This is a genomic window from Rhizobium sp. CFBP 8752, assembly GCF_014842035.1.
GTDB lineage: Bacteria > Pseudomonadota > Alphaproteobacteria > Rhizobiales > Rhizobiaceae > Neorhizobium > Neorhizobium soli.
Map to the genome: position 1 here is coordinate 79,717 of NZ_JACYUZ010000006.1, position 23,482 is coordinate 103,198.

Here is a 23,482-nt window from a genome sequence, read left to right on the forward strand (position 1 = left end):
ATTTCCACCCCCGAATGCGAGGGTATATCTGCATCCGTGCCCAATTCAACCGGGCGATGCAGGCTCAGTCATCACAGACCTGCGCCATTTTGCGGCCGCCGTCATAGGGCTGGACCAATCCGGCCAGAAGCAGGTCCGAGCCGGCGCTGCGGCCATCTGGCAGCACGACATCGGCGACGATGCGGCCGAAATACTTGTCTCCGGTAATGTTGACGAGCTGGATCGTGGCGGACGCCGCCGTCAGTGCTTCCAGCGCCTGGCGCGCGTCACCACCGGCCTGTCGGATGGAATGACACTTCGACTTCAGCTCCGGCGCATCGATGCCGCGGATGCGGACATAGACTTCCACCGTCTGCTGCGGCCAGGGACGGGCCGCGACCAGGATCGTATCGCCATCAATGACGCGCAGGATCTCGGCAGCAACCGGTCCGGAGATTTCCTCGCGCGCGCTCGCGCCACCTGTAAAGGCACCCAAGAGAACAGCAATGAGCGCGAGATATCTGACCATGAAAGGAATAAATTCCGATCATTGGCTGAAGTCAATAGGAATATTTGCTTACCGCTTTGCCGCTCAGAAATCGATGGCGCGGCCGTTGATTTCCCAGTCGCCGAAGCGGGCGGGATCGGCGCCGCCGCGGCCGCCGAATTCTTCTGGCGTGTCCGCCTTCGCTGCAGCCTGCCGGCGCTCCTCGGCTTCCTTCAGCGCGCGCTGGGCAGCCGGCGAGAGCGGTTTGCTGGGCGCTGCGGTCTCGATCTGCGTTTCGCTGTTGTCGTTGTCGGGCGTCTGCATTTCATTCACCGGATGGTTTATTGAAAGTCTGAGCGAATTCACCACATTATAGGGCGTTCTGAAGATTTCGAAAACCCTTACACGGGTTGAATTGGCAACAGGAGATATGACGATGAATGTGATGCGCACCGCCATGCTTCTGGCCTTCATGACGGCGTTGTTCATGGGCATAGGCTTCCTGATCGGCGGCAAGGGCGGGATGATGATCGCGCTGGTGATTGCGGCCGGCATGAACCTGTTTTCCTACTGGAACTCCGACAAGATGGTGCTGTCTGCCTATCATGCGCAGGAAGTGAATGCGCAGTCGGCGCCGGAATTTTACCTGATGGTGCAATCGCTTGCGGCCAATGCCGGGCTGCCGATGCCGAAGGTCTATATCTACGACAACCCGCAGCCGAATGCGTTTGCGACCGGCCGCAATCCTGAAAATGCCGCCGTTGCCGCCTCGACCGGTCTGTTGCAAAGCCTGACCCATGACGAAGTGGCCGGTGTCATGGCGCATGAGCTGGCGCATGTGCAAAACCGCGACACGCTGATCATGACGATCACAGCGACGCTCGCCGGCGCGATTTCCATGCTGGGCAATTTTGCGTTTCTGTTCGGCGGAAATCGCGGAAACAACAGCAATCCGTTCGGTTTTATCGGGGTGATTGTTGCCATGGTCGTTGCGCCCTTTGCGGCAATGCTGGTGCAGATGGCGATCAGCAGGACGCGCGAATATTCGGCCGACCGTCGCGGCGCCGAGATCTGCGGCAAACCGCTGGCGCTTGCCTCCGCACTCTCCAAGATCGCCGGCACGGCGCGCCAGGTTCCGAATTACGAAGCGGAGCGCAACCCGGCGACGGCGCATATGTTCATCATCAACCCGCTTTCGGGCGAGCGGATGGATAACCTGTTCTCGACCCATCCGAATACGGACAACCGGATCGCAGCTCTTCAGCAGATGACCGGTGAGTTCCGGGGGGACATCGGCGGCGGTGGCTCGACGGGGCAGTCTTCGGCTGCTAGACCGCAGCGAAGCGCGCGCTCCGTTCCGAATTCCGGCTCCGACAGCCGGTGGGGCCGCAGTTCGAACGAACCGCCCAAGGGTCCATGGTCTTGAACGACAAGAAAAACAACAAGCCTTCCAGATCAACTGGCGCGCGGGAAAACCCCACATCCCATGCTCCAGGCTCCCGTCCGGACGCCGGACCGGCAAAGCCGGGGCTCGAAGTCCGCATGACGGCGGCAAAGCTTTTGTCCGCGGCGATCGACAAGAAGATTTCGCTCGATGGTATGCTCGACCTTTCGCATGGCAACCCGGCCTACAAGGCGCTGGGAGATGCCGACCGGGCCCTGACGCGTGCCATCCTGACCACGGCCCTTCGCCATCTTTCGCGGCTCGAAGCGGCGATTTCGTCCATGATCGATACCCCACTGCCGCATGGGGCAAAATCACTGCATCATGTTCTGGTGGTCGCCGCAGCGCAGATCCTGCATCTCGACGTTCCCTCGCATGCGGCAGTCGACTTGGCCGTCGAGCAGGCCAATCGCGATCCGCGCAACCGTCGCTTTGCCAAGCTGGTGAATGCCGTTCTGCGCCGCATGGTGCGCGAAAAGGAAGAGATCCTCGCCGCCACCGCTTCGGTGTCGCCGGTACCGGACTGGTTCCGCAAGCGTCTGGTTGCCGCCTACGGCGAGACCGAGGCCGACAAGATTGCGGAAGCGCAGCTGACGCCGGCCGCGATTGATCTGACAGTGAAAAGCGATGCCAAGGGCTGGGCGGAAAAGCTCGGCGGCAAGCTGTTGCCAACAGGCAGCATCCGCCTCCAGGCTTTCCAGGGATCGGTGACCGGTCTCGAGGGCTTCGAGGACGGTGAATGGTGGGTGCAGGACGTTGCCGCATCCATTCCGGCACAGTTGTTCGGTGACCTCACGGGCAAGCGCATCGCGGATCTGTGTGCCGCCCCCGGCGGCAAGACGGCGCAGCTGGTTGTGGCCGGCGCGCACGTGATTGCCGTCGAGCAATCCGCCAACCGGCTGGCGCGGCTGAAGGAAAACCTGGCACGGCTCGGTCTCGAAGCGGAGCTTTCGAGCGGCGATCTGTTCGAATTCAAACCGGACGAATTGCTTGATGGCGTGCTGCTTGATGCACCCTGCTCGTCCACCGGCACCACCCGCCGCCATCCCGATGTGCTCTGGACCAAGGGACCCGAGGATATCGGCAAGCTTGCCGTGCTGCAGGAACGCATGCTGCGGCATGCGGTGACGCTGGTAAAACCGGGCGGGCTCATCGTGTTTTCGAACTGCTCGCTCGATCCGCTGGAGGGCGAGAAGCTGGTGGCCAAGGTTCTGGCGGATACGCCGACACTGGAACGGCAGCCGGTCAGCCCGAGCGATTGGCCGGGTCTGGAATCCGCGGTTTCCGATCTCGGCGAATTTCGAACCACGCCGGCCATGCTGCCGGGGGATGAGACTTTCGCCGGTGGCATGGATGGCTTCTTCGCAAGCGTGCTGCGCGTCCGGTAAGTCTTTATTCACTATAACCTTTCATAGTTTCGGTTGATCCATAATCGATTCCGGGTGCTCGGGCAGAGCCTCCGGCCCTGCGGAGTATTTCTCGAGTGACGATGCGGCTTGCCGATCGCCGAAGGCTTCTCGCCTTCGGCATGCGGGAGATCTGGCGACGCATTTGTCGCCGGTCCGCCCGCATGCGCCTTGCTCTGACACCGCTGCCGGTGCCGGACAGGCTGATCGTGGCGCCAACCGATCTGCGATCGATCGATCCGTTCATTGCCGAGGAAATTCTTGAGGGGCGCTATCCGCTGGCCGGGCGCGTTCTCGAAACCTATGGTCACTCGCCGTTCCAGGTCGAGCTTCCGTCCAAGGCGTTTGCCGAGCGGCTGCATTCGTTTGCCTGGCTGCGGCATGTTCGCGCCAACAAGACGGAAGAAGCCTGCGATCACGCGCGTGACGTGGTGGCGGACTGGATCACGCTGCATGGCCGTCGCCAGAGGGGCATCGGCTGGGAACCGAGCGTGGTGGCCGAGCGCGTGGTCGCGTGGCTGTCCCACTCGACCGTCCTCTTGCAGGGCGCGGAGGCCGGCTTCTACCGCCGCTTCATGAAGAGCCTGGCGTTTCAGGTGCGCTACCTGCGCAAGATCGCCGGCTGCATTCCCGCCGACGAGACCCGGCTTCGCATCCGCATCGCGCTCGCCATGGCGTCTGTTTCCATGCCTACACGCGCGGCCTTCATCCGTCGCGAAGGTGCGCGGCTCGACCGTGAACTGGAATTCCAGATCCTTGCCGATGGCGGCCATCTCTCGCGCAATCCGCGCTCGATGCTGGATGCGCTGCTCGACCTTCTGCCCTTGAGGCAGACCTATATCAATCTCGGCCATGATCTGCCGCAAAAGCTGATCCCGACGATCGACCGCATCTATCCGGCGCTGCGCTTCTTCCGGCACCAGGACGGCGATCTCGCGCTGTTCAACGGTGCCACGGCGACACCGGCAAGCGAACTGATGTCGGTGCTGCGGTATGACGAAAGCGGTGGCAAGCCGTTCAAGGCGCTGCCGCATATGAACTACCACCGGCTGACGGCCGAAGACACGACGCTGATCGTCGATACCGGCTGGTCGGAGCCGGAATTCTCGCGCACGGCGCATGCCGGTTGCCTCGCCTTCGAGCTCTCGTCGGGCCGCAACAGGTTCATCGTCAACTCGGGCTCACCGAAATTTTCAGGGCGCGGCCACCGCAAGATGGCGCGCTCGACGGCGGCGCATTCGACGCTGACGCTGTCTGAGACGTCATCGAGCCGGATCGCCAAGTCGAAGCTTGCCGGCCCCATCCTCCTTCCCGGCGTTTCGGACGTCACGATCGACCGACGTGACGATGCGCATGGCAACGACTGGCTGCGGGCGACCCATGACGGGTATCTCAAGGAGTTCGGCTATCTCTACCACCGCGAGATCGGCCTCAATACGACAGGCAACAAGATCAAGGGCCATGACCGGCTGTTCGTGCCTGATGGCGAAGAGGCAAGCGACGAGAGACTGGTGGCGGTGGTTCGCTTCCATATTCACCCGGCCATCCGTCTGGTGCGGCGCGACCCGGAAAGCGTGGTCATGCAGGCGAGTGACGGCGAGAAATGGCTGTTTTCGGCGCCGGGTCTCGATGTCATGATCGACGAGGACATCTTCTTTGCGGATGTTTCCGGCCCTCGTCCGAGCCAGCAGCTGGCGATCGAATTTACCCTGCCCGAGGTCACCGAAATCCGCTGGATGCTGCGTCGCGCCGATTAGCCCTGGTTGGAATAGGGTTTCCCTGAAGGGGCAGCTGTGCTAACCGGCGGCCAATCCCTTTTCGCCCTTTTGGGCACCCTCTTTCAGGAGAGACCGATGGCCGTCGCATCCAAGAAAATCCCAGCGCCAGACCGCGTCAAGATCCGCACAGCGCTTCTTTCCGTGTCCGACAAGTCCGGCATCATCGAGCTCGCGAAAGCGCTGACCGAGCAGGGTGTGAAGCTGCTATCGACCGGCGGCACGCACAAGGCGATCGCGGCCGCGGGTCTTGCCGTCACCGACGTCTCCAAGGTTACCGGTTTTCCTGAGATCATGGACGGTCGCGTCAAGACGCTGCATCCGACGGTGCATGGCGGCCTTCTCGCCATCCGCGACGACGAGGAGCATGTCGCGGCGATGCAGAAACACGGCATCGAGAGCATCGATCTTTCGGTCATCAATCTCTATCCATTCGAGGAAGTGCGCGCGGCAGGCGGCGACTATCCGACGACGGTCGAGAATATCGATATCGGCGGCCCGGCGATGATCCGTGCGTCCGCCAAGAACCATGCCTATGTCACGATCGTCACCGATCCCTCCGACTACCCTGCCCTGATAGAAGCGCTGCAGGCCAATGGCGGCGAGACGGACTATGCATTCCGCCAGAAGCTTGCCGCCAAGGCCTATGCCCGCACCGCAGCCTATGACACGGCGATCTCCAACTGGTTTGCCGAAGCGCTCGAGATCGAGACGCCGAGCTACCGGACGATCGGCGGCGTGCTGAAGGAAGCCATGCGCTACGGCGAGAACCCGCACCAGAGCGCCGGCTTCTACGTGACCGGCGAGAACCGCCCGGGCGTTGCCACCGCGACGCTGCTGCAGGGCAAGCAGCTCTCCTACAACAACATCAACGACACCGATGGCGCCTTCGAGCTGATCGGCGAATTTGCGGCCGACCAGGGACCGGCTTGTGCCATCATCAAGCACGCCAACCCCTGCGGCGTCGCAACCGGCTCGACGCTGAAGGACGCCTATCTGCGGGCGCTGGCCTGCGACAGCACATCAGCTTTCGGCGGCATCATCGCGCTCAACCAGCTGCTCGATGCCGAGACGGCGGAAGAGATCGTCAAGCTGTTTACCGAAGTAATCATCGCACCCGAGGTTTCCGACGAGGCGAAGGCGATCATCGCTTCCAAGAAGAACCTGCGCCTGCTGGTGACCGGTGGCCTGCCGGATCCCCGTTCGCGCGGCATCACGGCAAAGACCGTTGCCGGTGGCCTTCTTGTCCAGAGCCGCGACAGCGGCGTGATCGAGGATGTCGATCTGAAGGTCGTCACCAAGCGAGCACCGACGCCGACCGAGCTTGAAGACATGAAGTTCGCCTACAAGGTGGCAAAGCACGTCAAGTCCAACGCCATCGTCTATGCCAAGGACGGCCAGACGGCAGGCATTGGCGCCGGCCAGATGAGCCGCATCGATTCCGCCCGCATCGCCGGCCTCAAGGCCGAAGATGCGGCGAAGGCGATGGGCTGGGCCGAGCCGATGACCAAGGGGTCAGCGGTCGCTTCGGAAGCCTTCTTCCCGTTTGCCGATGGTCTGCTTTCGGCGATTGCTGCCGGCGCAACCGCTGTCATCCAGCCCGGCGGGTCGATGCGCGATGCGGAAGTGATTGCGGCCGCCGATGAGCATGGTGTGGCGATGGTGTTTACCGGCATGCGGCACTTCCGGCACTAATCCGAGCCGAAAACTTTCTATCCGGCCGATCTGTCGGCCGGATAGGGCACGGTCAGAAGCAGGATAAGGCCGGTGCCGAGAAAGACTGTCAGCGTCGCCATACCAAGATGGGCCGAGCCCGTTGCATAGGTGACGATGGAAAATGACAGCGTTGCGAGAAAGCTCGTGGCGCGTCCAGACAGCGCGTAGATGCCGAAATAGCGGCCGGCCTCCGACACATCGATGCTGCGGGCAAGGTATGACCGCGACGAGGCCTGGACCGGGCCGAAGGCGGCACCGATCAGAAGCCCGAACAGAATGTAGGCCTTTTCCGCCGCGGTGCCGAACATACCGCCTGAATCCTCCATGGAAAGCGGCATCAGGCCGAAGAAGACCTCACCCGGGCTGGTGGAAACGATGCCGAGCGTTGCGATCAACAGCAGGACTAGACTTGTAACCACGACAGTCTTTGATCCGAGCACGCGGTCGAGGACCCCGGCGGCGATACAACCGAAGATCGCCACGACATTCAGGATGATGCCGTAGATGCCGATCTCAATGGTCGCCCAGCCGAACATTGCGGCCGCAAACGTGCCGCCGAGAATGATCAGGCCGTTGACGCCATCCTGATAGAGCATGCGGGCAATCAGGAAACGGATGGTGCCGGGGCGATGCTTAAGTTCACGCAGCGTGCCTGCAAGTTCGCGGAAGCCGGAGCCGACGGCCTTTGCGAGAGGCAGGCCTTTCGGGGCGTCCGGCGTGAAGAAGAACATCGGCAGGATGAATAGAAGATACCAGATCGCCGCGATCGGGCCGGTGATGCGCGCGTCCTCGCCGAGCGCCGGATCAAGCCCGAAGAGCGGCGGAATGCCGAGGAGCGTCAGACCCGTTTCCGGATTGGCGGCAAGCAGCGCGACGACCGCGATCAGCACGGTCATGCCGCCGAGATAACCCAGACCCCAGGCGATGTTCGAAACCTTGCCGATATCGGCCTTGGATACGAGGCGCGGCATCATGGAATCGTTGAAGACGATGGAAAACTCCGCCGCGATCGAGGCAAGGATGATGCAGGTCACCGGCAGGGTGAGTGGCGAGCCGGGGGCGGCCTGCCAGAGCATGACGAGGCTTGCGACCTTGATCAGTGCAAAGCTTGCGATCCATGGCTTTCTGGCCCCCGACTGATCGGCGATCGATCCCAGGATCGGAGACAGGATGGCGATGACGACGGAGGATGCCGTCGCCATGTTGCTCCAGGTGGTCTGGGCGGAGATCGGGTCGTCGGTGAGGCGCGCGACGAAATACGGGCCGAAGATGAAGGTGATGACAACCGTGAAGAACGGCTGTGCCGCCCAGTCGAACAGCATCCAGCCCCAAATGCCGCGCCGGCCTGGTTTAGCCGGCGCCTCGTCAATTCCTGTCTCGGCCATCTTCTTTTCCCCGGAGCCCCTGCCCTCAAGTCGACCGTGCGTGTGCCAGATCTCCTAGCAGGCCGGCGGCGACGGAAATCTTCGAGAGGGTCAGATCGCCGCTTTCGCTCAGGCTCATCAGTTCAGCGCCGATGCGATTGACGCGCAGTCGATCGCCAGCGATCCAGGCCTCCACCGGCTTCTTGTCCTTGCGGTGCTCGGTCAAGACGGCAATGACGATGTCCCGGCGGGCCGAGGCGAGCTGTTGAAGGCTGCGCGAAAGCGCCAGGCTTTCGTAATGATCGCTTGTGCCAATCCGCTCGCCGGCCACGATCAGCCGGTTGACGCGGAACGTTTCGGTGACGGCGAAATAGCTCTCGATGGCGCGCGCCATGCTTTCGCCGGTCCGGTCGGCAATCCGCATGATCTCCGGCACGATGACGAGGGCCGATAGCAGGCGTATCTCTTTCACGAGACCGGACGGCGCACCTTCGGCCTCAAGTTCTGCGGCAAGCGGGCCCGTTTCGGCGATGATATCGTCGGTCACGGTGGCGCGCAGCCCCTTGATGGCGGCCCTGAGCCTGGCGATGGCATCAGTCAGTTCCGTCGTGCCGATCTGCGTCTGGAGCGCGAGATAGGTGCCGATGCCGATGATGCGGGTAACCTGGGCGTAGAGATCATTCTGAACCCGGCCGGAGATCTTGCCATCCAGCTGGTCGATTTCGGCCCAGATATTCTCCAGATCGAAGCCGTCGCGAACGAGGAAGAGTGCCTTCACGACATTGGCCGCGGTGGCGCCCGTCATGTCGCTCATCATGTGGATAAAGCCCGGTCCTCCGCGGTTGATGGCTTCGTTTGCCAGCGCCGTCGCGACGATCTCGCGGTGCAGGCGGTGGCCGGCAATATCGGCGGCATAAGCCTTCTGCATCTTCGCCGGGAAATAGGCTTTCAGCACGGATGCGAAATACGGGTCGTCGGGGATGGTGCTGTCGATCAGGGCGTCGAACAGGACGATCTTCGAGTAGGAGACGAGCACGCCGATCTCCGGTCGTGTCAGCGGCCGGCCGCTGGCATAGCGCTCGGCAAGTTCGACATCGTCGGGCAGCGTTTCGACCTTGCGGTTCAGCCGCCCTTCGCTTTCGAGGACCGACATCAGGCGGGCTAGCTGCTCGCGATTGGCGGTACCCTTGCGCTCGACGAGTGAAATCGCCAGTGGCTGAAGGTAGTTGTTGCGCAAGACGAGATGCCCCACGTCTTCCGTCATAGAGGCGAGCAGCGTATTGCGCTTGGCGCGGGTCAGCCTGCCGTCCTGCATGGCCGGATTGAGCGCGATCTTGATATTGACCTCGACGTCGGACGAATTGACGCCTGCGGAATTGTCGATCGCGTCGGAATTGCAGCGCCCGCCGGCCAGCGAATAGGCGATGCGGCCCTTCTGGGTAACGCCGAGATTGGCGCCCTCGCCGATGACGCTGGCACCGACTTCGCCGGCCGTGATGCGGATCGGATCATTGGCGCGGTCGCCCACTTCGGTATCGGTTTCGGACGCGGCCTTGATATAGGTGCCGATGCCGCCGAACCAGAGAAGGTCCACCTTGCTTTTCAGGATCGCCGTCAGGATCTCGAAGGGTGAGGCCGTCATCTTGTCGATACCGATCGCCGCTGCCGCCTGCTTGGTCAGCTTGACGGATTTTTCCGTGCGCGAAATGATCATTGCACCTTCAGACAGCGTCGAGCGGTCGTAATCCTGCCAGCTGGAGCGGGCAAGGGCGAACATGCGGCTGCGTTCGGCGAAGGACTTTTCGATATCCGGATCCGGATCGATAAAGATGTCGCGGTGGTCGAAGGCGGCGATCAGACGGATCTTTTCCGACAGAAGCATGCCGTTGCCGAAGACGTCGCCCGACATGTCGCCGACACCGGCGACCGAGAACGGCGTCGTCTGGATGTCGATGTCCTTTTCGCGGAAATGCCGCTTGACCGCTTCCCAGGCGCCGCGGGCGGTGATGCCCATCTTCTTGTGGTCGTAGCCCGCAGAGCCGCCCGATGCGAAGGCATCATCCAGCCAGAAGCCGGCTTCCTGCGCCAGACCGTTCGCGGTGTCGGAGAAGGTTGCCGTTCCCTTATCGGCAGCGACGACAAAGTAAGGATCGTCCTCATCGATGCGCAGCGTGTTTTCGGGCGGGACCACCTCTCCGTCGATGATGTTGTCGGTAACCGACAGAAGCGTGCGGATATAGGTCTTGTAGGCTTCCTTGCCGGCGTTGAAGAAGGCGTCGCGCGCGGCGGCGGCGGGAAGCATCTTCGGGAAGAAGCCGCCCTTGGCGCCGACGGGAACGATGACGGCGTTCTTCACCTGCTGCGCCTTCACGAGGCCCAGCACTTCGGTGCGATAATCCTCGCCGCGATCCGACCAGCGGATGCCGCCTCTAGCGACCTTGCCGAAGCGCAGGTGAACACCTTCGACTTCGGTGCCGTAGACGAAGATCTCGCGGTACGGGCGCGGTTCCGGCAGGCCGTCGAGCATGTCAGGATCAAGCTTGAACGCCAGCATCGGCTTTGCGCCGCCGTTCTCGTCCACCTGGAAATAGTTGGTGCGAAGCGTTGCGTCGATCGCGTTGACGAAGCGGCGAAGCGTGCGGTCCTCGTCGAGGTTCGGGACGTTGCCGAGCGCTTGCTCGATCGTCTCGTGCAGCTCGGTCAGCTTCCTGATACGGGCTTTTTCGGCAATCTTCGGATCGAACCCGTCGCGGAACAGGCGGAAGACGGAGGCGGAGATTTCCGGATACTTGTTGAGCGTATCGGCGATGTAGGTCTGCGAGTAGACGATGCCGGCTTGGCGCAGATAGCGCGCATAGGCGCGCAGCACGGTCACTTCGCGGGCGGAAAGTCCGGCGAGCAGAACAAGGCGGTTGAAGCCGTCATTGTCGATCAGTCCCTCGAACGCCCTGAGGAATGCGTCTTCGAGCCGCTGTCCCTCGCGGGCGAGATCGATCTCACGGGCACCGTCGAGCTGCAGTTCCATGTCGTGCAGGACGATGAGGTCCGCTTGCGGGCCGGCGTGGATCTCGAATGTCTGCTCGCTGACCACGTGAAAGCCGAGATTTTCGAGAAGCGGCACGCGGCGCGACAGGGAAAGATGCTGGTCGCGGTGGAAGATCTTTAGCGAAACGGTATTGGCATCGTCACCGGGGCGCCGGTAGAAGTCGATGCGGATGGTCTCGCCGGCAGCGCAGGCGGCAATATCGGGCAGGTCGGCAAAGGTCTCTTCCGGCGAAAATGCTTCCTGGAAGGCGCGGGTGACGGAAAGGCGGGGGCCGTCTTCCGCAAGCAATGCGAACCTGTCTTCCCACGGCGTCGCGATAAGGCGCACGGCCTCCTCAAGCTTTGCCTGCGCGACGCGCGGCGTCTTGCCGCCGCTGCGGCCGATAATCATGTGGACGCGGGCAACGCGGGCTTCCGGAAACGCCGGGTAATAGGCCGAGACGTGGCCGTCGAAGATTTCGCAGAGATACGCGCCGACCTTTTCGCGGACGATCGAATTATAATCCTCGCGCGGCACATAGACGATGACAGAAACGAAACGGTCGAAATGGTCGATACGCGGCAGTACGCGGACGCGCGGCCGCTCGCTCAGCTCCATGATCTGTTCGCAGAAGCTCGAGAGAACATCGAGATCGATCTGAAAAAGGTCGTCGCGCGGGTAGGATTCCAGCGTGTTTTCGAGCATGCGGCCCGAATGGCTTTCCGGATCGAACCCGAAATTCTTTTCAATACGGGCGATCTTTGCGCGCAGCAGCGGCACGTCGCGGACGGACTGCGTGTAGGCCGTGGAAGTGAACAGGCCGACGATGCGCAGTTCTCCGACCACATTGCCCTTTTCATCGAAGCGCTTCACCCCGACGTAATCCATATAGGCGCGACGGTGCACGACGGATTTGACGTTGGCCTTGGCGACGATGAGGAAATCCGGGCCGTCGAGGAATTCGAGGATTTCTGGCGTCGTCGTGACCTGATCCTTGCCCTGTCGCAGCACGAGCACATCCGGATCGGACAGGATGCCGAGGCCCCTGCCCTTGCCGCGCTCCACCTTGGCATCGGCGCCCTTGCCCGAATAGGTGTATTCGCGCATGCCGAGGAAGGTGAAATTGTCGTTCCTGAGCCAGTCGAGAAAAGCATACGCCTCGTCGGCATCGGCCTTCTTGCCTTTTTTCGCGTTGACGAGTTGGGCCTGGGCGTCTTTGAGAACGCCGAGCATCGCGGACCAGCCGGTGATGGCCTGGTGCACCTGGTTAAGAACATAGCGGATTCGCTCGACCAGCCCGTCGGCTTGCTCGTCGTTGAGCTGGGGCACATGGATCTGGATCAGGCTGACATGATGGGCCGGGTCGCCGGGTCGCTCGCTCGAGTGAAGCGTCGGCTGCTTGCCGGGTTCGATGACGAGGATCGGATGGACGGCCATCGTGAGGTCGCGATAGGCCGTCGTCACCTCACCCATGACCGAATCGAACAGGAAGGGCATGTTGCGATCGATCACCGTAATGATCGAAACGGGCATTCCATCGGGCTCGACGCCATCGAGTGTCTCGATCGTGACGTCGGCCTTCATGCGCGTCCAGGCTTTCAGCCTTCTGGCGGCATGCCCGGCGCAGAGTGCGAGCATTTCGGGCGTGTAGTTTTCGAGATCGTCACTGCTGGCGCGGCTGAAGATCAGGAAGGGATCGAGATGGTCCTCCATGCCGGAAGCGGCCGCAATCTTGCCCGCCTTCTCGATCTGCTTGTCCCGCTTCGGGTTTTGCCGGCCTGCCATCTGTCTCTCCCTAAATTTTTTCTCAACGTGCGATAAAACGCAGCCAATGTCATTATGCTTTGCCGCGGTGTCTCACCGGTGCTTGCGGCTGGAATTTGTCATAGGCGTGTCACGTCTTGTTGACATGCCGACACAGAGATCCGATCAACGGTTCGATAACGTCGAAAGCAAGCATCATGCAGGGTAATTCAGGCGCGGTCATCGTCATTTCCAGCCATGTGATCCGTGGCTCGGTCGGTAACCGGGCCGCCGTCTTCGCGCTCGAGACCCTGGGATATCCCGTCTGGGCCATGCCGACCGTCGTTCTGCCCTGGCATCCCGGGCACGGTCCTTCGACGCGCCTGACGTTTCCCGAATCGGATTTCGACAAGGCTATAGACGATCTTATCCGGGCGCCATGGCTCGGCGAAGTGAAGGCGGTGCTGACCGGGTATTTCGGAAATGCCGCGCAGCCGCGCGCCGTGGCACGACTGATCGAGGCGCTGCGGAGAAACAACCCGGACCTTATCTATGTCTGCGATCCCGTGATGGGCGATCTCGGCGGGCTCTATATCCCGCAGCCGACAGCCGAAGCGATCCGCGACGAGCTTCTGCCGCTTGCCACCATCGCCACGCCGAACCGATACGAGCTTGCCTGGCTCTCGGGTGCACCGCTCGATGACAACAATGCGATCATGGAGGCGGCAATCGCGCTCGGGCCGCCGCGGATGCTGGTGACCTCGGCGGTGCCGATGATGACCGGCAGTACCGGCAATCTCTATCTCACCGGCAATCATGCGCTGCTGGCTGAACACCGGCTGATCGACCACGCCCCGAACGGGCTCGGAGACCTGCTCTCAGCGGTTTTTCTCGCCCGCGTCATGTCCGGCATGGATGAAGAGAAAGCCCTGCAAACAACGACTGCCAGCGTGTTCGAAGTGCTGGCGCGTTCGGTAAAGCGCGGGGCCAACGAGCTGACGCTGGAAATGGATGCCGCCAGCCTCTCGACGCCGATGGCGATGGTCCAGATGCGCCGGCTCGTGCATCCCCTTAAGAGGCGCAAGCCGTAAGCTCAAAGAGCATGCGCATCCACACAATGGCCGTTGATTCTCGTCTGGCTGCACGATAATCGTGAGCCATGAGCGAATTTCCAGAAAAACTGCTTTCGGGCTACCGTAACTTCATGAGTGGTCGCTACAGCGACGAGCGGGAGCGCTACCGCGCGCTCGCCGATACCGGCCAGAAGCCGCATACGCTCCTGGTTGCCTGTTGCGACAGCCGCGCGGCGCCCGAGACGATCTTCGACTGCGGTCCGGGAGAACTCTTCGTGGTCCGCAACGTCGCCAACATGGTACCGCGCTACGAGCCCGACAGCCAGTTTCACGGGACATCGGCTGCGGTTGAATACGCGGTGCAGGTGCTCGAGATCCGCAATATCGTTGTCATGGGCCACGGCCGCTGCGGCGGTATCCAGGCAGCGCTCGACGCTTCCATGAAGCCGCTGTCGGAGGGGGATTTCATCGGCAAGTGGATGGGTTTGGTCAGGCCTGCGGCCACGCAGATCCAGAGCAACGACCTGATGACCCAGAGCGAGCGTCAGACAGCGCTCGAACGGGTGTCGATCCGCAATTCGATCGCCAATCTGCAGACCTTCCCCTTCGTCCGCGATCTCACGGAAAAGGGAGAACTCGACATTCACGGCGCCTGGTTCGATATCTCGACCGGCGAGTTGTGGGTGATGAACGAGAAGGGCGATTTCACCCGGCCAGACATCAGTGTACCGGCGATCGAGGCCGAGCAGAGCCCGGCCTGATCATTTCAACCGTGTAACGGCTCAGCCGCCGTCGATCTGGGCGCCCATGTATGCGATCGCCTGCTGGTAGACGGTTGCCGCGTTCCAGCCTTGGATGGCGACGAAATTCGGCTCGCCCTGCTGGTAACCGGCGCCTGTACGCCAGCCATGACCCTTGAGGAAGTTGGCGGTCGATGCCAGCGCATCGGCGCGCGAACGGACCATGTCGATATGGCCGTCACCGTCGCCATCGGCGCCGTAGCGGATGACGTTGAGCGGCAGGAACTGCGTCTGGCCGATCTCGCCATGCGCCGCACCCTTTGCAGTGGTGCTGAGATCACCGCGGGCAACGAGCTGCAGGGCAGCGTAAAGCTGTTCGGTAAAGTATGCCGAACGGCGGCAGTCATAGGAAAGCGTTGCGACGGCTGACAGCGTATGCTGGTCGCCCATGTAATTGCCGAAACCGGTTTCCATGCCCCAGATCGCCAGGATCGGACCGGCCGGAACGCCGTAGCGGCGCTCAATCGACGCAAACAGCGCTGCGTTGGATTTCTTCATGGACTTGCCGCGCGAGATGATCGTTGCGCCACCGCGCTTCTTCATGAACTCGTCGAAGGAAAGCTTGAAGCTTTTCTGGCCGCGGTCGGCGCGAATGGTCGGGCGGTTGTAGACGACGTTGGCAAAGGCGCGGTCGAGAACTGCAGGGCTGATACCCTTGGACGGTGCCTGCTGCTTGAAATCGGCGACCCAGCTGTCGAAACCGGCTCCATCATTGCCGCAGGCGGCGGCAAAGGCCGGGGCTGCGGTTGCAAGCGTTGCTGCTGCGATCAATCCTGCCAGAATAGTCTTCATCATGCGGTCAAACCCGTCGAAAGTCCGGATTGCTTGGCCGAAAGCTTCCGGAAGAATTGCGCTATATTCGGCCTTATGACCCCAGTGGCGGATAATCGCAATTCATCTTCCCATGAATAGTTCGTGAAGAGAGACGAATCGAAAAAACCCCGTCATTTCTGACGGGGCTTTCTAAGCGGATTTGCTTAATAAAGTACGTTACTTATTAAGCAGCAACCTTGCGTGGCTTGATCAGACCGCGATTGACCAGAAGTTCGGCGATCTGGATCGCGTTCAGCGCGGCACCCTTGCGCAGGTTGTCGGAGACGACCCAGATGTTGAGTCCGTTTTCGACGGTTGCGTCCTCGCGGATACGCGAAATGTAGGTCGCATCTTCACCGGCGCATTCGAGAGGCGTGATGTAACCGCCGTCTTCGTGCTTGTCGATGACGAGGCAACCCGGCGCTTCGCGCAGGATATCGCGGGCCTGATCGGCGGTGATCTCGTTTTCGAACTCGATGTTGACGGATTCGGAGTGGCCGATAAAGACCGGAACGCGAACGGCCGTGCAGGTGACACGGATCTTCGGGTCGAGCATCTTCTTGGTCTCGGCCAGAACCTTCCACTCTTCCTTCGTGTAGCCGTCTTCCATGAAGCTATCGATATGCGGGATGACGTTGAAGGCAATACGCTTGGTGAACTTCTTCGATTCGACCGGATCGGCGACGAACACGGCGCGGGTCTGGGTGAAGAGTTCGTCCATGCCTTCCTTGCCGGCACCGGACACCGACTGGTAGGTGGAAACGACGACGCGCTTGATCTTGGCAAAGTCGTGAAGCGGCTTCAGCGCGACGACGAGCTGGGCCGTCGAGCAGTTCGGATTGGCAATGATGTTCTTCTTGGAGAAACCGACGATGGCGTCGGGGTTCACTTCCGGAACGATCAGCGGCACTTCCGAATCGTAGCGCCAGGCGGACGAGTTGTCGATGACGACGCAGCCCTGCGCACCGATCTTCGGCGACCACTTCTTGGAGGCATCGCCGCCGGCGGACATCAGGCAGATGTCGGTATCGGAGAAATCGTAGTTCTCGAGGTTGGACACCTTGAGCGTCTTGTCACCGAAGGAGACTTCCGTGCCCTGGCTGCGGGCGGAGGCGAGTGCGACGACTTCATCAGCCGGAAAACCACGTTCGGCCAGAATGTTCAGCATTTCCCTGCCGACATTGCCGGTTGCACCGGCGACTGCGATCTTGAAACCCATTTCTTTGCTCTCTTTCTGTCTCTCCTCGGTTTTCTGAGGGGGAAGCCCGTGTCGTGCGCGACGCGGTGTTCCTTGTCCCCGGCCGTACCGGGGAGAGAGCGGTGGCCAGAGACGTCAGACGATAATTTTCGTCGTCGTTTTGGCCGTGGTTTTGTCGGAAACCGAAAGGGCAACATCCAGCCGCCCGGCAGATACTGCCAGGTCATCACACGCAGCAAAGCGAAAGTCGCGGCGAAGCATGGACACTCCTTTTCCAACGCTGCTCATAAAAGATTTTGCCACAGAGTCAAGGTTGATGCGATCGGACATCGGCGCCGTTATCACGTTTCTGTCATTGCACTGTCATCGCATGGGGCTATCCCCGAACCTCTATGCGACGCAACGACGGGGGTTTTCCATGCGTATGCTTCTTGCTGCCTTTGCAGCCACCACAATTCTTTCCGGCGGCATGCAAGCCGCCCACGCCGCGAACGTCTTTCCGCTTGATCGGGCGACGATCCTGACCGGCTCTCCATTCGATTTCAAGGTCGAGTTCAGCTCGGTCGTGAAGCCTGAGGACGTCAAGATCACCGTCAACGGCCAGGACTACAAGTCCGTGTTCGGCAAGGATGTCGAGTTCGTTGCAGAAGAGAAGAACAAGGACAAGGTCCTCGGTTCCGCCGTCGTGCTGCGCGCACTGACGATCGCGAATGCCGGCGACTACAAGGTTGAGGTGTCTGCTGGTTCGGAAACCAAAAGCGTGACCTGGAACGTCTACGGCACCGCGGCGCAGCCAAAGGCCAAGAACGTGATCTTCCTGATCGGTGACGGTCTTTCCGTGGCGCATCGCACCGCTGCCCGCATCATGGCCAAGGGCATGACCGAGGGCAAAGCGAACGGTCGTCTCGCGATGGACGACATCCCGCCGGCAGCCCTTATCGGGACGTCTGCGACGGACGCCGTCGCCACCGACAGCGCCAACACGATGTCGGCCTATATGACCGGCCACAAGACAGCCGTGAACGCAATCGGCGTTTATGCCGACCGCACGCCTGACTCGATGGACGATCCGAAGGTTGAAACATACGCGGAAGCGGTCCGCCGCCAGACGAAGAAGTCGATCGGCATCGTCACGACCGCAGAAGTTCAGGACGCAACACCCGCAGCCGTCGTCGCCCATACCCGCAAGCGCGGCGACAAGGCGGAAATCAACGGCATGCTGTTCGACGTCAAGCCGGACGTCCTGCTCGGCGGCGGTTCCGCCTACTTCCTGCCCCAGGCGACGCCTGGATCCAAGCGCAAGGACGACAAGGACTATATCGCCCTGTTCAAGGACGCCGGCTACATGCTTGCGACCAGCAAGGCTGAACTGGCAACGGCATCCGGCACCAATACCGGCAAGATCCTCGGCCTGTTCCACACCGGCAACATGGACACGACGCTTGACCGCGAATTCCTGAAAAAGGGCACGACGGCGAAGTTCCCGGATCAGCCGGGCCTCGTCGACATGACCAAGGTCGCGCTCGACACGCTGTCGAAGAACCCGGACGGCTTCTTCCTGATGGTCGAAGCTGCCAACATCGACAAGATGTCCCATCCGCTGGACTGGGACCGCGCCGTCGTCGATACGATCGAATTCGACAAGGCAATCGCCGCAGCCCGCGAATTTGCCGACAAGAACCCCGACACGCTGATCATCGTCACCGGCGATCATACCCACGGTGTTTCGATCATCGGTACGGTCAACGATGAAAAGCCGGGCGACGACATGCGCGAAAAGGTCGGGACCTATGCCGAGGCAGGCTTCCCGAACTATATGGACGAGAACAAGGACGGTTATCCTGACAAGGTCGATGTGACCAAGCGCCTGTTCCTGAACGCCAATAACGGCCCTGATCATTACGAGACATTCCGTCCGAAGCTCGACAATCCCTTCGTTCCCGCCATCCAGAACGAAAAGAAGGAATATGTCGCCAACGAAGCCTACAAGGATGTCCCAGGTGCCGTTCTCGTGACCGGCATCATCCCGAAGAGCGCTGACAGCGGCGTCCATGCGGTTGACGACGTGGTGCTTCAGGCTGCCGGCCCGGGTTCGGAAGGCTTCCGCGGCTACATGGAGCAGAGCGACGTCTACAAGGTTCTCGCGGAAACTTTCGCGCTGGGCGCCAAGCAGACCAACTAATCAGACCTATCGGGCATGAACGACAAGACTGAAAGAGGGGGCATGTCCTGTGGCATGCCCCCTGTCCAATGAGATATCGCGGGACTTGAAGATATGACTCACCTGCTGGATGATGACTGTGATCAACGCGGGAGAGTGATCATGGGAGCGCTCGAGATGGTCGATCGTCGCCAGATGCTCAAGACCTCGCTCGGCATCATTGCCGGCCTGCCGCTGCTGATATCAGGAGCAATAGCCCGAGCGGAAAACGGGCTTTCCTTCGACGAGCTCTATGGCAAGGTCAGCGTTCTCGGGCTGGAATTTTCCGACAAGGTCAAGCGGCTGAACGGCCAGGAGATCGCCATGCGCGGTTTCATGGCGCCACCGCTGAAGGCGGAAGCCTCGTTCTTTGTTCTGACCGAAGTGCCGATGTCGATCTGCCCGTTCTGCTCCACCGATGCGGATTGGCCGGACAATATCGTCGTTGTCTATCTCGATGAGAAGCAGACATTCACCCAGCCAAGCCAGACGATCGAGGTGCGCGGCACGCTCGAGATGGGCTCGTGGACCGATCCGGACACCGGCTTCGTGAGCCTGCTGCGGATCCGACAGGCGGAATACGGTACGGTCTGACGATATGATGCCTCTGAAGGTGCAATCTCTCGCCGTCTCGTTTCCCGGTCTGGCGACACCGGTTCTTTCCATCGACGCCCTTGAGATCGCTGCCGGCAGCCGGGTTGCGCTCACGGGCGGGTCGGGTTCCGGCAAGAGCACGCTTCTCAATATCATTGCGGGGCTCGAGCGTGTTCGCACCGGTGAGGTCATCTGGGGTGGGCAGGATATTGCCAGACTGTCGGAAGGCCGGCGAGACCTTTGGCGGGCCGAAAATGTCGGCCTGGTGATGCAGGATTTCCATCTGTTTGCGGGCCTCTCCGCGCTGGATAACGTGCTCTTGCCGGCGAGGCTTTCGCGGGTTGCGACCCTAAATCTGGTGAAAAGAGCGCATGAGCTGATCGAGACCGTGGGGTTGAAGCGAACCGGTCAGTCCGTCGAGACTATGTCGCGCGGCGAGATGCAGCGGGTGGCGATTGCCCGGGCGCTGCTGCGCAAGCCGGGTATCATAATTGCCGACGAGCCGACGGCAAGCCTCGATGTCGAAAACGGCGAGGCGGTCGGGGATCTGCTTCTGTCGGTCGCGGCCGGTGCCGGCAGCACGCTCGTTGTGGCGACGCACGACCAACGCATGATCGAACGCCTCGACCGGCGCATCGTGCTCAGGAGCGGGTGCATCGTCGGCGATGATGTTGTCGGGAAGGTGCCGGTATGATCCGTTTTATTGTCGCCGACCTGCGGCGTCTCTGGCTGGGCTGCGCCGTCGTGGTGCTTCTGGTTGCCTTAGCTACGGCGCTCGGGGTTGCCGTGACCCTGCAGGAACGGTCGCTGCGTCTCGGAAGTGCGCGTGCCGCCGACAAGTTCGATCTCGTGATCGGCGCCTCCGGCAGCGAAACGCAGCTGATCCTCTCCTCGATCTTTCTCCAGCCCGCGCCGCTGCCGCTGGTCGATGGAGAGCTACTTTCGAAACTTGCCGCCGATCCGCGCGTCGCCTGGGCAGCTCCCGTCGGTTTCGGCGATTCCTTTGCCGGCTATCCGATCGTGGGAACGACGACGACGCTTGTGACCAGCACGACGCCAGGCTTTGGCGAGGGGCGCTTGTTTGCCGCGGAAGGCGAAGCGGTTCTCGGCGCTTCCGTCACTCTTCCGGTCGGCGCCGTCGTCAAGCCGATGCATGGAACAGCCGAAACCGGTGGTCCAACCCATACGGACATCGCATACAAGGTCGTGGGCAAGCTGAAACCTACCGGCACGCCTTGGGACCGCGCCATTCTCGTGCCGATCCAGGCCGTATGGCATGTCCATGGTCTCGGCGACGAACCTGAGCACGAGGACGGAGGCACGGAGCCTGCGGCAACTGTCGCCCCTGCCACCCATGACGAAGACCATCACCACGGCGGCATCGATCCGGATGCGCCGATCGTTGAGGATTTCGGCGCTGATACCCCCGGCCTGCCGGCCATTTTGGTCAAACCGAAGTCGATTGCCGACGCTTATCGCCTGCGTCAGGCCTATCGCGGCAATGGCACGGTGGCGGTCTTTCCCGGCGAGGTGCTGACCGGCCTTTATGCAACGCTTGGCGATGCGAAAATGGTGTTGAGTGCGGTCGCTGCGGGATCTCAGGCTCTTGTCGCGGCGGCACTGGTGCTGGTGACGGTGATCCATGTGGGGCAACGGCGCCGGCAGATCGGCGCGCTGCGCGCGTTCGGGGCACCGCGCGGCGCCGTCTTCCTGATCGTGTGGCTGGAGCTGCTTCTCCTGGTTGCGCTTGGCATCGGGCTCGGCTTCGTCTGCGGGCTACTGGGGGCGCAGTTCGGCGCCCATCTGTTTACCGCGAAAAGCGGGGTCATCCTGCCGGTCGGGTTCACGAGAGACGACGTACGTCTGGCACTTTTTCTGCTGGGCTTTGCAGCGGTCCTTTCGGCCGTGCCGGCACTTCTTGCCTATCGGCAGTCGCCCGCCCAGGCGCTTCGCTCCTGACCATTCCGAGCTACGTCATTAGACGAAAGTCATAAGCCGAAAGCATGTCTCATCCGGCGTGCCAAATTCTGTCACTCTGCAACGATTGCGCTAACCTGTCTGGCCGAGGAGGAGAATGGCCGGACAGGAAGGCACGGAGTTCATCTTGTTGGGAGGACGACAATGGCACACGTCGCAACGGCAGCCCGGACGAAGGCTAGCCCCATGACGCGCGAGGAAAAGAAGGTCATCTTCGCCTCGTCGCTGGGTACCATTTTCGAATGGTATGATTTCTATCTCTACGGAACGCTTGCCGTCATCATCGGCCGGCAGTTCTTTTCGGCGTTTCCGCCCGCCACGCAGGCCATCTTTGCACTGCTGGCCTTTGCTGCAGGCTTTCTCGTCCGCCCCTTCGGCGCACTGGTCTTCGGACGGCTCGGCGATCTTGTCGGACGCAAATATACCTTCCTTGTCACGATCGTGATCATGGGCCTATCGACATTCTTTGTCGGTCTTCTGCCGAGCTACGAGCAGATTGGTGCAACGGCGCCCATCCTTCTCATCGCGCTGCGCATGTTGCAGGGCCTGGCGCTTGGTGGCGAATACGGTGGTGCTGCTGTCTATGTGGCGGAGCACGCCCCGCCCGGTCGCCGCGGATTTTACACGGCCTGGATTCAGACGACGGCGACGCTTGGCCTGTTGCTGTCGCTCGCCGTCATCGTGACGCTGCGCGTCAACATGGGTGAAGAAGCCTTTGCCACAAGCTATCCGGTCATATTCGGTCTGCTGGGCGGCTGGCGCATTCCGTTCCTCGGATCGGCACTGCTGCTTGCCGTCTCCATCTACATCCGCTTGCAGATGAACGAGTCCCCCGTCTTCCAGAAGATGAAGGAAGAAGGCACCCGTTCGAAGGCACCGCTGACGGAAGCCTTCGGCACCTGGAAGAACGGCAAGATCGTGCTGATCGCACTGTTCGGTCTTGTCGTCGGCCAGGCGGTCGTCTGGTATACCGGCCAGTTCTACGCGCTGTTCTTCCTGCAGAGCATCCTGAAAGTCGACCTTCTGACGGCGAACGTACTGATTGCCTGGTCGCTTCTTCTCGGCACACCATTCTTCCTCGTCTTCGGTGCGCTGTCTGACCGCGTGGGCCGCAAATGGGTCATTCTGGCAGGCTGCGGGCTCGCAGCGGTCACGTACTTCCCGCTGTTCCACGCATTGACCAATACCGCCAATCCGACCTACGCGGCAGCGATCAAAAACGTCCAGATCCAGGTTTCGGCGGATCCGGCGACATGCGGATCCCTGTTCGACCCGGTTGGTATCAGAACCTTCACGCAGCCCTGCGACGTCGCGCGACGCACGTTGTCGCAGCAGGCGTTTACCTACACGCTGGTGCCAGCAGCCGCCGGTGCGCCAACCACGGTCAGCGTGGCGGGCACGGACGTTCCCGTTGCCAATGTGACGTTGCCGGACGGCAAGACCGAAACCTTCGCGCAGCGTCTCGGCCCGGCCAGCGTGGCAGCCGGCTACCCTGCCGCCAACGATGCTGCCAAGGTGCGTGTCGATGGCTTCTTCGCGGTGTTCGGCAATGCCCAGGCTTTGACGGTCATCGCCATTCTCTGGGTCATGGTCGTCTATGTGACGATCGTCTACGGCCCGATCGCCGCGGCGCTGGTGGAGTTTTTCCCGACACGCATCCGCTATACCGCCATGTCGCTGCCGTATCACATCGGCAACGGCTGGTTCGGCGGGTTGCTGCCGGCCACCTCCTTCGCGATCGTTGCCTCGACCGGGGATATCTACGCCGGCCTCTGGTACCCGGTCGGCTTTGCCGTTCTCACGATCATCATCGGCGCGGTCTTCGTGAAGGACCGGCGCAATATCGATCTTAACGACTGATCAGTCAGCAAAAAGAAGGGCCCGGCGG

Annotated in this window: 18 protein-coding genes; 11 read left to right on the top strand and 7 right to left on the bottom strand. The window is 61.5% G+C overall.

The window, feature by feature from the left end; genetic code table 11:
- Positions 1-64: 64 nt before the first annotated feature.
- Together IFT59_RS22420 and IFT59_RS22425 are read right to left on the bottom strand one after the other, a co-directional pair.
- Positions 65-508, bottom strand: coding sequence for a thermonuclease family protein (locus IFT59_RS22420; RefSeq protein WP_192088331.1), 444 nt, complete (start codon positions 506-508; stop codon positions 65-67).
- A gap of 63 nt (positions 509-571) precedes the next feature.
- Positions 572-790: a DUF1674 domain-containing protein gene (locus tag IFT59_RS22425; protein WP_174197304.1), complete on the bottom strand. Its 219-nt coding sequence runs from the start codon at positions 788-790 to the stop codon at positions 572-574.
- A 112-nt stretch (positions 791-902) separates the two neighbouring features.
- On the opposite strand from IFT59_RS22425, the gene htpX reads away from it, so the two are divergent.
- The 4 genes from htpX to purH all read left to right on the top strand — a co-directional run bounded on the left by htpX (position 903) and on the right by purH (position 6,786).
- A complete protein-coding gene (gene htpX, locus IFT59_RS22430) occupies positions 903-1,892 on the top strand; it encodes a zinc metalloprotease HtpX (RefSeq protein WP_192088332.1) in 990 nt (329 codons plus the stop codon).
- Positions 1,883-3,298: an RsmB/NOP family class I SAM-dependent RNA methyltransferase gene (locus IFT59_RS22435; RefSeq protein WP_192088333.1), complete on the top strand. Its 1,416-nt coding sequence runs from the start codon at positions 1,883-1,885 to the stop codon at positions 3,296-3,298. Before htpX ends, IFT59_RS22435 begins: the two co-directional genes overlap by 10 nt.
- Positions 3,299-3,399: 101 nt before the next feature.
- Complete coding sequence (locus tag IFT59_RS22440) at positions 3,400-5,073, top strand: heparinase II/III family protein (RefSeq protein WP_192088386.1); 1,674 nt, start codon at positions 3,400-3,402, stop codon at positions 5,071-5,073.
- 96 nt (positions 5,074-5,169) lie between these two features.
- Positions 5,170-6,786: a bifunctional phosphoribosylaminoimidazolecarboxamide formyltransferase/IMP cyclohydrolase gene (gene purH / locus IFT59_RS22445; protein ID WP_192088334.1), complete on the top strand. Its 1,617-nt coding sequence runs from the start codon at positions 5,170-5,172 to the stop codon at positions 6,784-6,786.
- A 17-nt stretch (positions 6,787-6,803) separates the two neighbouring features.
- Here purH and IFT59_RS22450 read toward each other — a convergent pair whose 3' ends face one another.
- Both IFT59_RS22450 and IFT59_RS22455 read right to left on the bottom strand, forming a co-directional pair.
- The gene (locus IFT59_RS22450) at positions 6,804-8,192 is read right to left on the bottom strand and encodes an MFS transporter (RefSeq protein WP_192088335.1); all 1,389 of its coding nucleotides are present in this window, start codon (positions 8,190-8,192) and stop codon (positions 6,804-6,806) included.
- A gap of 25 nt (positions 8,193-8,217) precedes the next feature.
- Positions 8,218-12,981 carry an NAD-glutamate dehydrogenase gene (locus IFT59_RS22455; protein WP_192088336.1) on the bottom strand — a complete coding sequence of 1,588 codons (4,764 nt, stop codon included), beginning with the start codon at positions 12,979-12,981 and terminating at the stop codon, positions 8,218-8,220.
- 176 nt (positions 12,982-13,157) lie between these two features.
- Here IFT59_RS22455 and pdxY point away from each other — a divergent pair, with 176 nt between their 5' ends.
- Together pdxY and IFT59_RS22465 are read left to right on the top strand one after the other, a co-directional pair.
- Positions 13,158-14,030 (top strand): pyridoxal kinase PdxY, encoded by an 873-nt coding sequence (gene pdxY / locus IFT59_RS22460; RefSeq protein WP_175487304.1) that lies wholly within the window; start codon positions 13,158-13,160, stop codon positions 14,028-14,030.
- 68 nt (positions 14,031-14,098) lie between these two features.
- On the top strand, positions 14,099-14,773 hold the full coding sequence (locus IFT59_RS22465; RefSeq protein WP_113109984.1) for a carbonic anhydrase: 675 nt from the start codon (positions 14,099-14,101) through the stop codon (positions 14,771-14,773).
- A gap of 21 nt (positions 14,774-14,794) precedes the next feature.
- Here the strand turns inward: IFT59_RS22465 and IFT59_RS22470 are convergent, their stop codons facing one another.
- The 3 genes from IFT59_RS22470 to IFT59_RS22480 all read right to left on the bottom strand — a co-directional run bounded on the left by IFT59_RS22470 (position 14,795) and on the right by IFT59_RS22480 (position 17,153).
- On the bottom strand, positions 14,795-15,607 hold the full coding sequence (locus tag IFT59_RS22470) for a lytic murein transglycosylase (protein WP_192088337.1): 813 nt from the start codon (positions 15,605-15,607) through the stop codon (positions 14,795-14,797).
- Positions 15,608-15,809: 202 nt separating this feature from the next.
- Positions 15,810-16,844, bottom strand: coding sequence for an aspartate-semialdehyde dehydrogenase (locus tag IFT59_RS22475; RefSeq protein WP_062577062.1), 1,035 nt, complete (start codon positions 16,842-16,844; stop codon positions 15,810-15,812).
- A 114-nt stretch (positions 16,845-16,958) separates the two neighbouring features.
- A complete protein-coding gene (locus tag IFT59_RS22480; protein WP_162734925.1) occupies positions 16,959-17,153 on the bottom strand; it encodes a hypothetical protein in 195 nt (64 codons plus the stop codon).
- An 88-nt stretch (positions 17,154-17,241) separates the two neighbouring features.
- On the opposite strand from IFT59_RS22480, the gene IFT59_RS22485 reads away from it, so the two are divergent.
- The 5 genes from IFT59_RS22485 to IFT59_RS22505 all read left to right on the top strand — a co-directional run bounded on the left by IFT59_RS22485 (position 17,242) and on the right by IFT59_RS22505 (position 23,454).
- On the top strand, positions 17,242-19,005 hold the full coding sequence (locus tag IFT59_RS22485) for an alkaline phosphatase (RefSeq protein ID WP_192088338.1): 1,764 nt from the start codon (positions 17,242-17,244) through the stop codon (positions 19,003-19,005).
- 174 nt (positions 19,006-19,179) lie between these two features.
- Complete coding sequence (locus IFT59_RS22490; protein ID WP_244508928.1) at positions 19,180-19,617, top strand: hypothetical protein; 438 nt, start codon at positions 19,180-19,182, stop codon at positions 19,615-19,617.
- A gap of 4 nt (positions 19,618-19,621) precedes the next feature.
- On the top strand, positions 19,622-20,311 hold the full coding sequence (locus IFT59_RS22495; protein WP_192088339.1) for an ABC transporter ATP-binding protein: 690 nt from the start codon (positions 19,622-19,624) through the stop codon (positions 20,309-20,311).
- Positions 20,308-21,576 (top strand): FtsX-like permease family protein, encoded by a 1,269-nt coding sequence (locus IFT59_RS22500; protein WP_192088340.1) that lies wholly within the window; start codon positions 20,308-20,310, stop codon positions 21,574-21,576. Before IFT59_RS22495 ends, IFT59_RS22500 begins: the two co-directional genes overlap by 4 nt.
- Before the next feature lie 162 nt (positions 21,577-21,738).
- On the top strand, positions 21,739-23,454 hold the full coding sequence (locus IFT59_RS22505) for an MFS transporter (protein WP_249407710.1): 1,716 nt from the start codon (positions 21,739-21,741) through the stop codon (positions 23,452-23,454).
- Positions 23,455-23,482 lie beyond the last annotated feature (28 nt).